This is a genomic window from Microbacterium thalli, assembly GCF_028737325.1.
Classification (GTDB): domain Bacteria; phylum Actinomycetota; class Actinomycetes; order Actinomycetales; family Microbacteriaceae; genus Microbacterium; species Microbacterium thalli.
Map to the genome: position 1 here is coordinate 95210 of NZ_JAQZCH010000001.1, position 12282 is coordinate 107491.

Sequence of the window (12282 nt, forward strand, 5' to 3'; positions counted from 1 at the left end):
CGTCGATCACGTGCTTGACAGATCCGGGCCCACGATCACCGCGGCATCCGGCGGCACCACGAGCAGCCCGTCGAGGCGTTCGCTGGGCAGCGTCTCGAGCCAGACGACGTCGTCGCGCGGGTCGATCCGCCACGGCTGGGTCGACAGGTTCACGAGAACCCGCGCGCGCCCCCGCTGCAGGTCGTAGAGCCGGCCGCCCTCACCCTCGGTCGCGCCGGCGCCGCGCGCCGAGAACCGGGGGTCGGTCAGGTCGGGCGCCGCACGCCGCAGGCGGGCGAGGTCGCGGTACAGGGCGAGCAGGCGGGCGTGGTCGCTCTCCTCCGCCTCCGTCCAGTCGAGCTTCGAGCGCAGGAAGGTCGCTGGGTCGTTGGGGTCGGGCACGAGGTCCTCGTCCCATCCCATCTCGGCGAACTCCTGCTTGCGGCCCGCGGCGGTGGCTTCGGCCAGCTCGGGCTCGGGGTGCGAGGTGAAGAATTGCCACGGGGTCGTGGCACCCCACTCCTCGCCCATGAAGAGCATCGGCGTGCCCGGCGCGGTCAGGGTCAGCACGGCGCCGACGGCGAGTCGATCGGTGCTGAGCGTCGCCGAGAGACGGTCGCCCGCCGCGCGGTTGCCGATCTGGTCGTGGTCCTGCGCGAAGGTGACGAGCCGCCACGAGGGCACCTCGGGCGGGATGGGTCGCCCGTGCTCGCGGCCGCGGAACGACGAGAAGGTGCCGTCGTGGAAGAAGCCCTCGTTCCAGGCCTTCGGCAGCGCGTCGAGCGCGTCGAAATCGGAGTAGTAGCCGACGGTCTCGCCCGTCAGCGCGACGTGGACGGCGTGGTGCCAGTCGTCCGACCACTGCGCCGTCATCCCGTATCCGCCCGCCTCGCGCGGCAGGATCATGACCGGGTCGTTCATGTCGCTCTCTGCGATGAGGGTCAGCGGCCGGCCGAGGTGGGTGCTCAGCGCGTCGACGCGCTCGCCCAGCTCCTCGAGCACGTGCATGGGGCTGTCCTGGTCGTGCAGCGCGTGGACGGCGTCGAGACGCAGCCCGTCGACGTGGAAGTCGCGCAGCCACATCTCGGCGTTGCCGATGATGTACTCGCGCACGGCGTCCTCGTCGAGGTTGACGCTGTCACCCCACGTGTTGCGGCGTCCGTCGCGCAGGTAGGGGCCGTACTCGGGCAGGTAGTTGCCCGAGGGTCCGAGGTGGTTGTAGACGACGTCCTGGATCACGGCGAGGCCGGCGGCGTGCGCGGCATCGACGAACCGGCGGTAGGCATCGGGGCCGCCGTACGACTCCTGCACGGCGTACCAGAGCACGCCGTCGTAGCCCCAGTTGTGGGTGCCGTTGAAGGCGTTCACCGGCAGCAGCTCGATGTGGGTGACGCCCAGCTCGACGAGGTGGTCGAGGCGCTCGGCTGCAGCCTCGAGGGTGCCGGCGCTGGTGAAGGTGCCGATGTGGAGCTCGTAGATGAGCCCGCCGGCGAGCGGACGCCCGGTCCAGGCGTGGTCGGTCCACGTGAACTGCGACGGGTCGTCCCAGGCCGACAGCCCGTGCACGCCGTCGGGCTGACGACGCGAGCGCGGGTCGGGACGCACGTCGTCGCTGTCGCCGAGCACGAAGCCGTAACGGTCGCCCGGCTGCAGCGCGACGTCGGCCGACCACCAGCCTGCGGCGTCGCGCGTGAGCTCGACGTCAGCGGCATCCGGACGTCGCAGCCGCACCCGTTCGGGACGCGGCGCCCATACCTCGATCATGCGTTCTCCTTCGCGGGCACCGTGGCGTCGGGGGACGTCGCGGCGGTCGGCGTGGTCGCGGCCAGCAGGGCCACGGGGTAGGTGTCGAGCAGGTCGGCCAGACGTACGCTGCCGCCGTCCCAGGCGCGGCCGGTCAGCGCGTCGACGTGGCGTCCCGCCGGAAGCAGGACCACCGTGTCATCCCAGCCACCGCGGGCAGCGAGACCCACGGGCAGGCGCGTGGCCACGGCGATCGCGCCGCCGCGATCGAACACGACGGCGTGGTCGGCCGCCGCTCCGACGACCGGCAGCGGTGCGTAACGCGTGAACAGCTCGGGGCGGTCGCGGCGCAGGCGCAGCGCGCGCGAGACGACGAGCAGCTTCGCCGCGCCGGAGTCGTCGACCTCGGGCAGCCAGCCCTGATCCAGCTTCGTCAGCAGCGCGCGCCGCTCGGCGAAGTCGACGTCGCGACGGTTGTCGGGGTCGACGAGCGAGAGGTCCCACAGCTCGCTGCCCTGGTAGACGTCGGGCACGCCGGGGCCGGCGAGCTGCAGCAGCTTCCCGGCCAGCGAGTTCGACCGGCCGGGCGCGGTGATCTCGCCGACGATCTCTTCGACGATCGCTCGGGCCTCGCCCGAAGCGGCATCCACCAGCGCATGGATGCGCGCTTCGGCGTCTTCGTCGGGGTCGGCCCACGACGTGACGATGCCGCCCTCGCGCGAGGCCTTCTCGGCGTAGTCGTGCAGGCGCTCGGATGATGCCGGCCAGGCGCCGACGATCGCCTGCCACAGCAGGTCGTCGAGGCGGCCGTCGCCGGTCGATGCCACGGCGCGCAGCCGCTCGAGCGTCGCGCTCCACCGCTGCGGCACCTCGGCGAGCACCGACAGGCGGGCGCGGACGTCCTCGCTGCGCTTGGTGTCGTGAGTGCTCAGCGCCGTCATGGCGTGCGGCCATGTGGCCTGCCGCTGCACCTGTGCGCGGTGATAGCCCGCCGCGTCGAGCGCGAAGACGCCCGGATCGCCGCCGACCTCGGTCAGCGTGCCCAGACGCGGATAGCGGTAGAACGCGCTGTCCTCGACGCCCTTCGCCATGACCGGACCGGTCGTCTGCCCGAAGCGGCGGCTGAGCTCGGTGTCGCCGGCGGTGACCAGCGGGGCGAGCACCGCGACGGCCTCGGCCAGGTCGGGGCGCGACGCGGATGCCGCAGCAACGGCTTCGGCGACGAGTTCGCTGCCCGCCGGCGGGTAGACGCGGTAGACCGAGAAGCTCGTGAGCAGTTCCGCGAACGCGTCGCGGGCGACGTCCTCGCCGAGCTGGTCGCGCACCTCGGCCGGCAGGCAGCGGACGAGTCGTCCGACCTCGGCGGCCTGGATGGTGTCGGCGACCGTGCGCTTGGCATCGCGGACGATGTCCTCGTACGTCTCGGGTGACGCCGGCGACCGCAGCGCGGCATCCAGCGTGTCGAGCGCGCTCTGCCCCGCGGGGTCGATGAGCACGCGGTCGATCTCGGCCATCGCGTCGTAGCCGGTCGTGCCGGCGGTCGCCCACCAGGCCGGCAGCTGCTCGGCGTGGTCGGTCGCGGCGTGCTCGAGGATCTTCTCCACCAGCACGTACGCCCCGCCCGTGGCCTGCGCGAGCTGATCGAGGTAGCCGCCCGGATCGGCGAGACCGTCGGGGTGGTCGATCCGCAGGCCGTCGACGAGTCCCTCGCGCAGCCAGCGCAGGATCTCGGCGTGACTGGCGTCGAACACCTCGGGAAGCTCGACGCGGACGCCGGCGAGCGTGTTCACCGCGAAGAAGCGGCGGTAGTTCAGCTCGGCGGCGTCGTCGCGCCAGAAGGCGGCGCGCCAGTGCTGGGCTGCGAGCACAGCGTCGACGGTCGCGGGGTCGGTCGTCGCCGCCGCGGGCGCGGTGCCGTCGGCGAGCGGGAGCACGTGGTCGAAGTAGCGCGCGACGCCCGAGGCTCCGTGCGCCTCGTCGGCCGTGACCGGGGCGACCTCGATCTCACCGGCCGCGACGGCCTCGCGCAGGGTCTTCCCCAGGATGGGCAGGGCGAGCTTGCCGCCGCCGTGCTCCCAGTCGATGTCGAAGGCGGCGGCGTGCGCCGAGTCCCGACCGTGCCGCAGCACGTCCCACCACCACGGGTTCTCCGCCGCGACGGCGACACCCTGGTGGTTCGGGACGATGTCGACGAGCACGCCGAGACCGGCGCCGCGCGCGGCGGCCGAGAAGCGCGTGAGCGCCTCCGGTCCGCCGCGCCGCGGGTCGACCCGCGTGGGGTCGACGACGTCGTAGCCGTGGTCCGAGCCCTCGGCCGCGGCGAGCAGCGGCGAGAGGTAGGCCCAGTCGACGCCGAGGTCGCGGAGGTAGTCGACGATCCCGGCGGCCGCGTCCAGGTCGAACGCAGGCCGGATCTGCAGGCGGTAGGTCGAGACCGGTGCCGTCATCGCCCGGGAACCTCCACCGTCGGAGCCTGAGCCGGGACGATGTCGACGGGCGACGTGTACGCCGCGGCGAGCGACGCGGCGACGGAGTGGTCGGCCTCAGCCTCGGGCTCGACGTACTCACCGAGCACGACGAGCGACTTCGCACGCACGCCGATGGCCTTGCCGCCCTCGAGCGGCTCGGAGTCGACGAGCTCGCCGCTCGTGTCGATGAGCACCTCCCAGCGGTCGCTGTACTCGTCCGAGGGCACCGCGAAGTCGACCTGCTCGTCGCCTGCGTTGAAGAGGATGAAGAAGTGGCCGTCCGAGATGTCCTCGCCGCGACGGTCGCGCTCACGGATGCCGTCACCGTTGAGGAAGACGCCCACGGCCCGCCCGAAGCCGGAGTCCCAGTCCTCGGGCTGCATGGCGGTGCCGTCGGGGCGGAGCCACACGATGTCGGGAAGCGGTGCACCCTCTTCACGGCGTACGGGACGACCGTCGAAGAAGCGGCTGCGCCGGAACGTCGGGTGCAAGCGCCGCAGTCGCGCGAGAGCCGCCGTGAACTCGATCAGCGGCTGGTCGACCTGGTCCCAGTGGATCCACGTCAGCTCATTGTCCTGCGCGTAGCCGTTGTTGTTGCCCTGCTGCGTGCGTCCGAGCTCGTCGCCGTGACAGATCATCGGCACGCCCTGACTGAGCAGCAGAGTCGCGAGGAAGTTCCGCTGCTGACGAGCGCGCATCGTGAGCACCTGCGGGTCGTCGGTGGGGCCTTCGACGCCCATGTTGTACGAGCGGTTGTGCGACTCGCCGTCGTTGCCGTCCTCGCCGTTGGCGTCGTTGTGCTTCTCGTTGTACGACACGAGGTCGCGCAGCGTGAACCCGTCGTGCGCGGTGACGAAGTTGATGGATGCCACGGGCCAGCGGCCGTCGTGCTCGTAGAGGTCTGCCGAGCCGGTCAGGCGCGAGGCGAACTCGCCCAGCGTCGAGGCCTCGCCGCGCCAGAAATCGCGGACCGTGTCACGGTACTTGCCGTTCCACTCCGTCCACTGGGGCGGGAAGTTGCCGACCTGATATCCGCCGGGGCCGATGTCCCACGGCTCGGCGATGAGCTTGACCTGCGAGACGATCGGGTCCTGCTGCACGAGCTCGAAGAACGCCGACAGCCGGTCGACGTCGTAGAACTCGCGGGCGAGAGTTGCGGCGAGGTCGAAGCGGAAGCCGTCGACGTGCATCTCGGTGACCCAGTAGCGCAGCGAGTCCATGATCAGCTGCAGCGCGTGCGGGTTGCCGACGTTGAGGCTGTTTCCCGTGCCGGTGTAGTCGGTGTAGTAGCGCTTGTCGTCGTCCTCGAGGCGGTAGTAGGCCTCGTTGTCGATGCCGCGCATCGACAGGGTCGGGCCCATGTGGTTGCCCTCGGCGGTGTGGTTGTAGACCACGTCGAGGATGACCTCGATGCCCGCGGCGTGCAGCGCCTTGACCATCGCCTTGAACTCCTGCACCTGCTGGCCGTGGTCACCCGTGGCCGAATAGGTGTTCTGGGGCGCGAAGAACGCGATGGTGTTGTAGCCCCAGTAGTTCGACAGGCCCTTCTCCTGCAGCGTCGAGTCGTTGACGAACTGGTGCACGGGCATCAGTTCGAGCGCCGTGATGCCGATCTTCTTGAGGTGGTCGATGACCGCGGGGTGCGCGATACCCGCGTACGTTCCGCGGATGTCCTCCGGAATGTCGGGATGCAGCTGCGTGAGGCCCTTCACGTGAGCTTCGTAGATCACGCTCTCGGCGTAGGGGATCTTCGGCAGCCGGTCGCCGGCCCAGTCGAAGAAGGGGTTGACCACGACGCCCTTCATCATGTGGGCGGCCGAGTCCTCGTCGTTGAACGAGTCGGGGTCGCCGAACTCGTAGCTGAACACCGGCTGACCCCAGTCGACCTGGCCCTCGACGGCCTTCGCGTACGGGTCGAGCAGCAGCTTGCTCGCGTTGAACCGCTTGCCGGATGCCGGGTCGTGCGGCCCGTGCACGCGGTAGCCGTAGCGCTGGCCCGGCTGCACGTTCGGCAGGTACGCGTGCCACACGAAGGCGTCGACATCGCGCAGCTCGACGCACGTCTCGGTGCCGTCCTCATCGAAGAGGCACAGTTCGACTTTCTCCGCACCCTCACTGAAGAGAGCGAAGTTCGTCCCGTTCCCGTCGTAGGTCGCTCCGAGCGGATACGCGGAACCCGGCCATGCCTGCATGTGATCTCCCCTGTTCGTGAGGCTCACATTACTCAGGCGGCATCAGAGGAACCGGTGGCCTTGACAAGCGCTCGGCAGGCGTCCGTTCTCAGCGCGGCTCGCACCGAATCGATGTCGCGCGAACGATGAGCGACGGCTCGGAGGCGTCGCGCACGCCATTCAGCGGATGCGTGTTGCGGAGATCACGATTCGCGCGATCCGAAGCGAGCGCCGAGCATGCCGGGCGGCGTCTGCCGCGCATCCGCCGCGACGGACTCCGGGATGCGGCCACCGGTCTCGAGCTCGTCGATGGCGTCACCGATGTCCGCGAGGATGCGGGCGCGCGTGTGCTCATCGAGAGCCGCGACGGCCGCAGCGAGCCGATCCACCGTGGCCTTCCAGCGTGCGGAGCCGTCCGTGGGCTTGCGCCGGAAGACCACGAAGTACAGCACGCCGACGATGAGATCCGCCGCGATCAGCGCAATGCCCCACATCCCCTCGGCCCGATCCTGGATCGTGGCGAGGACCGACACGATCAGCGCTGCTCCCGCGGCGAGGGCGTGAACCCATCCGATCGCGTGGGCGGACCCCGCATCCACGCGGCCGGCGTCGCGCCCGCTGGTGATCAGCCCCGCGCCGGCGACGACGGCGCCCGCCGCGAACGCGACACCCGCGGGACCGACCGCCGCGACATCCGCTCGGCCGAACACCCACCCGAGCAGCAGGGCGGCGCCTACCACGGGCGCGCCCAGCCCGACGAGATTCCAGATCAGCAGCAGGATCGTGATCGCCGGGTTCCGACCTGAATGCGAAGCGAGCTCGCGGAACACAGACGTGGGCGCGAAGAAGGCGATGACGCGCCGCACCGTAGGCGCCTCCTGCCACGCGCGCGCCTCGAGGCGCCACCAGTCGATCGGCTCCCATGTGCGTCGCGTTGCGGCGAATCGCGCCGCGGGCCCTGTCGTCATCTCGTCCACTCCGGCCAGTTCCGCCCCTCGGCGTCGAGCGGCGACACGAGACGAGCGGGGTCGAAAGCCGCAGCTCGATCACCGTCGACCCCGTCGATGCGCAGGGTCGTGAGGAACACCTCGACCAGCGCCGCGACCGCCGTCACCGCGGGCGCGGCGACGGGAGTCATGTCGACGCGGATGCTGTGGCCAGGCGGCACGAAGAGCCACCGTACCGCTCCCAGCGCCGGGGAAGCGCTGACCAGGACCGTCGACGACACACCTCGACCCACGGGCAGGTCAGGGGTGGCGCGGACCTGCGGCGGCAGCAGCGCGGGAGGGCGCACGAAAGCATCGATCTCCTCGGGCGTCGGCTCGACCTCGCTGACGGCGATGCGCACGGCCGTCCACACCCGCCATGCCGGCGCGTACAGCAGCACGCCGGCGCTTCCCTCATCCGCGATTCGCGCCTGGGCTCGCGCCGCGAACTCGGTCGCGAGGTCCGAACGGACCACGTCGGCGCCGTGTCTGCGCACCGTCGCTGCGACGGCCTCCCGCGCCCACTGCGCTCGGGCGCTGTCGCTCATCACCTCGGTACGGAGCGGGACGACGAACTCGGGATCGTCGACGTAGCGGACGGCGGTCACGGGCGGACCAACGCGAAGGTCGCGACCGAAGCGTCGATCATGGCGATCCAGTCGGCGATGCGGGCATCCATCTCGGCATCCGTCTCGATCGGCTGAACGAGGGTGGCCGTCAGTTGCAACGCACTCGACCTCCCGGTGCCGGGGAGCGGGGTGAGGTAGACGAGGGTTCGAGTCTCAGCCTCGTCGCCATCGATGCGCGCCCGCTTGCGATGCTCCCACCGGAGGAAATGCCGACTGTCTCCGAGCGCCCGTGCGCCGTGGTGCTCGATCGCCTCGGCCACGCGCGCATCCAACGGCGCTGACGGAGTCGAGCGCTGCAGCGAACCGAGGATGGTGACGGGCGCCAGCAACCCCGGAGGCGTCTCGGCTCCGGGCATGATCATGAATATCGCGCCCTGCGCTCGAGCCGACGCGAATGCCTCGGCCACGAGGGGGCCGAGTCGCGCGAACAGCACCGGCTGGTGAGCTGCCATGAGACGCTCTCGCGCCCGGGCGACGAGCCGCTGCTCGACATCGGGCGCCATCTCGTGCAGTTCCCAGCCCGGCGGCCCGATCATCCGGAACGCCGGGATGGACGAAACACGCCCGAGCAGTTCATCCCGCAGCGACATCACGGAAACACCCTGCCACAGTCCACGGACCTCGGCCGGACCGCGCTCACCAGCGCAGGTCCGAGAGGTTCAGGAACGAGCCGGACGCCGCGTCGATGATGTTCTCTCCGTAGCTGAAGATGTTCGCGACGCTCCCGACGAAGGTCCCCGCCGCATCTGACGCGTACGCCGCCTGCTGCGGCATCGTGCCGAGTTCGCCGACCACTCGCCACATCTCGTTGTCGAAGCCGGTCACCACGTCGGACATGAAGTCGAGGTTGTTGCCGCCCAGCGACAGGAATCCGGCGCCGCTGCCGCCGAGGCTGCGCATGTTGGACACGAAGTCGGGCAGGCCGCCGCTCAGACTCAGGCTCCACCGCGCCGCGTCGTCGGCTACCGACAGCCCGCCGCGCGACAGGCCCGTCCACGCGCGCATCCCCGCTCCCACACCGCCGGAGGCGAACTCGCCCAGCGCGCCGAACGGGAAGACTCCGAGGATCGCAAGACCGACCTCGACCGGACCGGCGTCGCCCCGAGTCGCTTGGTAGATGGTCAGGACGAGCGAGAGGACACCGACAGCGAGCGCGAGCATGGCGACGATCGGCCCGCCGACGACGAGCGCCAGAACCGCGAGGACCATGCCCGCGATCGCCAGCACGTCGAGGACGAACGACACGATCCCGTCGAGGTTGTCCCAGAACGAGTCCTGCACGCCGTCTTGCGTAGCGGAGCGAATGCCCGACACCGCGGTCTCGAACGCCGATTCCCACGCGTCGTAATCCGCGTCGAAGGCGTTGCCCGCGGACTCCCAGAGGTCGTATGCGGCGTTGCGGGCCGCCAGCGCGTCCGCAGCGGCCTCATCGGCTTGCTGCTGCGCGGCGTCCGACGCGGCCGGATCGGCCGACGGTGCGGAGTTGGTCTGGTTGACCCGGGTGTTCTCCGCTTCGGCGGCCTCGTCCCGTCGCAGCTGCAGGGTCGCCCACGCGTCGTTGGCGGAACTCACGCTCGAGTGCATCCGTGTCTGGACGTCGCCGAGCGCCGAGCCGTAGTCGCGGATGAAGGGGCCGACGGCGACGTAGAGGTCGGCGGCACGCCCGAGCTCGCGATGGACCTCTTCGCCCGCTTCGCGCAGCTTGTCGATCGCGGCGCCTTCCATGTCGGCGCCCTCAGCCACGAGGCGGTCGAGCAGCCCCGCGGCATCCCTCATTGCTGAGCCGAGATTGACGACCTGATTGCCGCGGGACTCGATCGACCCCGCGCTTCCGACGACGACCTCTACCGGCCGCCCGCGCGGCGACTCGTGCGTTGCCATCCCCTTACCCCGTTTCCTGCATCTGCGCAGCCATCTGCGCGGCCGACTCGAGGTCGAAATCGCCGAACCCCTCGAGCACCGTCTTGGCACGGTTGATCACCGATTCCAGCCCCTCGTTGAGCTTTCCGCGGCGGTCGTCCCACTGACTTTCGAACGTGTTGGCCTCGTCGCGAAGCTCGCCTCGCTCGTACGGGCGGTCGATGTCGGAAGCGAGATCGCTCGCCCGCGACGAAGCATTCTCGAACTCCGTCTGCGTCGCCAGCAGGTTCGTGTAGAGCGCGCCGATCTCGTCGTACGAAAGTCGAACGGCCATCGCTGTGTCAGCTGCCGGCGAGCTGCTGGTCGAGGTCCTGGATCGCGCGCATCATGCCCAGAAGCGACTCGGACATGTCGTTGATGCCATCAACAGCGTTCTTCAGACCCGTCGTCAGCTCGGAATACCCCTCACCGAACTTGCCCGACGCGTGCTGCGTCTTGAAGTCATCACCCAGCAACGTGTCGACCTGCGACTTCAGGGTGTCCAGCTGCCCCTGAATGTCATCACGAGCCTGCGCCAGCGAGCTCGCAACCTGCTCCATCTCGCCATAAGACGCACCGAAATCAGCCATGACGGCCCTCCTGAAAGTTGGTGTTCCGACTCCCCTCCGGAGCCGACACTGAAAAGCTATCGGCCCGCATCACCCGAGGTCGATGGGGAGAACTCCCCATCGGCCCCGATGGCTCCCGGTGGCGCATCGCTCGGGAGAAGCCCTCGGCAGCGCGATGTCGGACGTTCGTGTCATTATTCGAACATGTCTTCGAATGTTGGGAGCGGGAGCGGGAGCGACGCGAATCTCGCGGCGCTCGCGGAACTCCTCGTCGACGCCGCGGGTGTCACGGATGCGGCACGCGCCGTGCAGATCCGCGAGGTGCGCGTGCTCGCCGCGGCGGGGCGGCTGGCGGAGCAGCAATCGGCGGGGGCTGACGAGCGGGTGAAGGCGCGAGAGATGGCTCTGCGCGGGATCGCGGCGGAACTTGCCGGGGTGTTCGTCACGACGGACCGGACGCTGCAACGACGGATCGACGAGGCCCGCGACCTGGTCGAGAACTACCCGGTGACGATGAACGCCTGGGAAGCGGGCCGCATCACGCGGGGGCATGTGCGGGTGATCCAGGACACCGGCTGCGTGGTGCCGGCCGAATCGCGGGCGGAATTCGAGCGTGTAGCGATCGAGAGATGTGAGGGTGAGACGCCCAACCGGGTGCGAGATGCGCTGGTGCATCTCGCGGAGAGACTGCATCCGCGCTCGTTCAGCGAACGGCACGAGCAGGCTGCCGCGGGGCGGTGCGTGCGCGTGCAGGCGGGGGCGGACGGGATGTCGGACCTGATCGCGACACTGCCGAGCGTGATCGCCGAGGGCGTGGTTGACCGGCTGACGCGACAGGCACGCGAGATCATCGACGCCCGCCCGCAGGCCGACGCGGCCGGGAGTGACGATAGGGCGGCGGAGACGGTCGAAGGGGCGAGGCCTGACACGGCTCCGGCTGAAGCAGCTGCGGCGGGAGGTTCGTCGTTCTCGGGCGACACGCGCACGATGGACCAGGTCCGCGCCGACGTGTTCGCCGACCTGCTGCTCACGGGAGCGCCGTCACTCGACGCCACGGCCGACGACGACGGCAACGGCACGCTTGGCGCGATCCGCGCGAAGGTACAGGTCGTCGTGTCCGCGCTCACCCTTACCGGCCAGGACGACGGGCCCGCCGACCTCGTGGGCCGCTCCCCCATCGACGCCGCCACCGCCCGCGAACTCGCCGGCGACAACACCGCCTGGGATCGGCTCCTCACCCACCCCGTCACCGGAACCGTCCTGGAGTGCGACGCCTACCAGCCGACCGCCGCAATGAGACGCCTCCTGCGGGCGCGGGACCGGCACTGCCGATTCCCCGGATGCCGGCAGCCCGCCATTCGGTGCGAGATAGACCACACCCACGCCGCCTCCGACGGCGGACCCACGCACGTGGGCAACCTCGCACACCTCTGCAAGAGGCACCACGAGATCAAACACCACACCCGATGGCGAGTGAAACAGCTGGCGGGAGGACTGCTCGTGTGGACCTCTCCCACGGGGAGTGTCTACCGCGAAGACGCGCCGCCGCCCCTCGTCGCCTTCACCCCGGCGACGGAATCACCGCCGGCCACGGACTCGACGGCCGAGGCAACATCCGCACTCCGCGGCATCCGAACCGGGCACGACAGCCCGCCGTTCTGACACCTGCGTCCCGCCGTTTCGACGTGCGCGGTCCGGCCGTTCTGACACGCGAGTCTCGTGCGAGCGGCGCCGATGACGCCGCCACGCGTGCCGCCGGCGCGATCCCGGGGCATCCGATACGCGCCGATCTTCGTCCGAATCACGACGCCATCCCACAGCGGTTCTCTGCCGTCAAG

10 protein-coding genes are annotated in these 12282 nt (G+C 70.2%); 1 reads left to right on the top strand and 9 read right to left on the bottom strand.

Features of this window, described 5'->3' with window-relative positions:
• Nucleotides 1-6 precede the first annotated feature (6 nt).
• The 9 genes from treZ to PUW82_RS00555 form a co-directional block, all read right to left on the bottom strand.
• Nucleotides 7-1743 (bottom strand): malto-oligosyltrehalose trehalohydrolase, encoded by a 1737-nt coding sequence (gene treZ, locus PUW82_RS00515; protein ID WP_274220429.1) that lies wholly within the window; start codon nucleotides 1741-1743, stop codon nucleotides 7-9.
• A complete protein-coding gene (treY, locus tag PUW82_RS00520; RefSeq protein WP_274220430.1) occupies nucleotides 1740-4169 on the bottom strand; it encodes a malto-oligosyltrehalose synthase in 2430 nt (809 codons plus the stop codon). The genes treZ and treY overlap by 4 nt, the downstream gene beginning before the upstream one ends.
• Nucleotides 4166-6382 carry a glycogen debranching protein GlgX gene (glgX, locus tag PUW82_RS00525; protein ID WP_274220431.1) on the bottom strand — a complete coding sequence of 739 codons (2217 nt, stop codon included), beginning with the start codon at nucleotides 6380-6382 and terminating at the stop codon, nucleotides 4166-4168. Before glgX ends, treY begins: the two co-directional genes overlap by 4 nt.
• Nucleotides 6383-6564: 182 nt before the next feature.
• Nucleotides 6565-7329 carry a hypothetical protein gene (locus tag PUW82_RS00530; protein ID WP_274220432.1) on the bottom strand — a complete coding sequence of 255 codons (765 nt, stop codon included), beginning with the start codon at nucleotides 7327-7329 and terminating at the stop codon, nucleotides 6565-6567.
• Nucleotides 7326-7955 (bottom strand): hypothetical protein, encoded by a 630-nt coding sequence (locus tag PUW82_RS00535; protein ID WP_274220433.1) that lies wholly within the window; start codon nucleotides 7953-7955, stop codon nucleotides 7326-7328. The genes PUW82_RS00530 and PUW82_RS00535 overlap by 4 nt, the downstream gene beginning before the upstream one ends.
• Nucleotides 7952-8569, bottom strand: a complete 618-nt coding sequence (locus PUW82_RS00540) for a hypothetical protein (protein WP_274220434.1) — start codon at nucleotides 8567-8569, stop codon at nucleotides 7952-7954. The genes PUW82_RS00535 and PUW82_RS00540 overlap by 4 nt, the downstream gene beginning before the upstream one ends.
• Before the next feature lie 43 nt (nucleotides 8570-8612).
• A complete protein-coding gene (locus tag PUW82_RS00545) occupies nucleotides 8613-9857 on the bottom strand; it encodes a hypothetical protein (protein ID WP_274220435.1) in 1245 nt (414 codons plus the stop codon).
• Between the two features lie 4 nt (nucleotides 9858-9861).
• Entirely contained in the window at nucleotides 9862-10170 is a 309-nt protein-coding gene (locus tag PUW82_RS00550) for a BAR domain-containing protein (RefSeq protein ID WP_274220436.1), read from the bottom strand.
• Between the two features lie 7 nt (nucleotides 10171-10177).
• A complete protein-coding gene (locus tag PUW82_RS00555; protein WP_112617469.1) occupies nucleotides 10178-10465 on the bottom strand; it encodes a WXG100 family type VII secretion target in 288 nt (95 codons plus the stop codon).
• 183 nt (nucleotides 10466-10648) lie between these two features.
• Between PUW82_RS00555 and PUW82_RS00560 the strand changes: the two genes are divergently transcribed.
• Nucleotides 10649-12106 (top strand): HNH endonuclease signature motif containing protein, encoded by a 1458-nt coding sequence (locus PUW82_RS00560; RefSeq protein WP_274220437.1) that lies wholly within the window; start codon nucleotides 10649-10651, stop codon nucleotides 12104-12106.
• Nucleotides 12107-12282 lie beyond the last annotated feature (176 nt).

Excerpts from the sequence above, each read along its gene's own strand:
- treZ (WP_274220429.1), bottom strand. The coding sequence starts at position 1,743 with ATGATCGAGGTATGGGCGCCGCGTCCCGAACGGGTGCGGCTGCGACGT.
- treY (WP_274220430.1), bottom strand. The coding sequence starts at position 4,169 with ATGACGGCACCGGTCTCGACCTACCGCCTGCAGATCCGGCCTGCGTTC.
- glgX (WP_274220431.1), bottom strand. The coding sequence starts at position 6,382 with ATGCAGGCATGGCCGGGTTCCGCGTATCCGCTCGGAGCGACCTACGAC.
- PUW82_RS00530 (WP_274220432.1), bottom strand. The coding sequence starts at position 7,329 with ATGACGACAGGGCCCGCGGCGCGATTCGCCGCAACGCGACGCACATGG.
- PUW82_RS00545 (WP_274220435.1), bottom strand. The coding sequence starts at position 9,857 with ATGGCAACGCACGAGTCGCCGCGCGGGCGGCCGGTAGAGGTCGTCGTC.
- PUW82_RS00550 (WP_274220436.1), bottom strand. The coding sequence starts at position 10,170 with ATGGCCGTTCGACTTTCGTACGACGAGATCGGCGCGCTCTACACGAAC.
- PUW82_RS00555 (WP_112617469.1), bottom strand. The coding sequence starts at position 10,465 with ATGGCTGATTTCGGTGCGTCTTATGGCGAGATGGAGCAGGTTGCGAGC.
- PUW82_RS00560 (WP_274220437.1), top strand. The coding sequence starts at position 10,649 with ATGTCTTCGAATGTTGGGAGCGGGAGCGGGAGCGACGCGAATCTCGCG.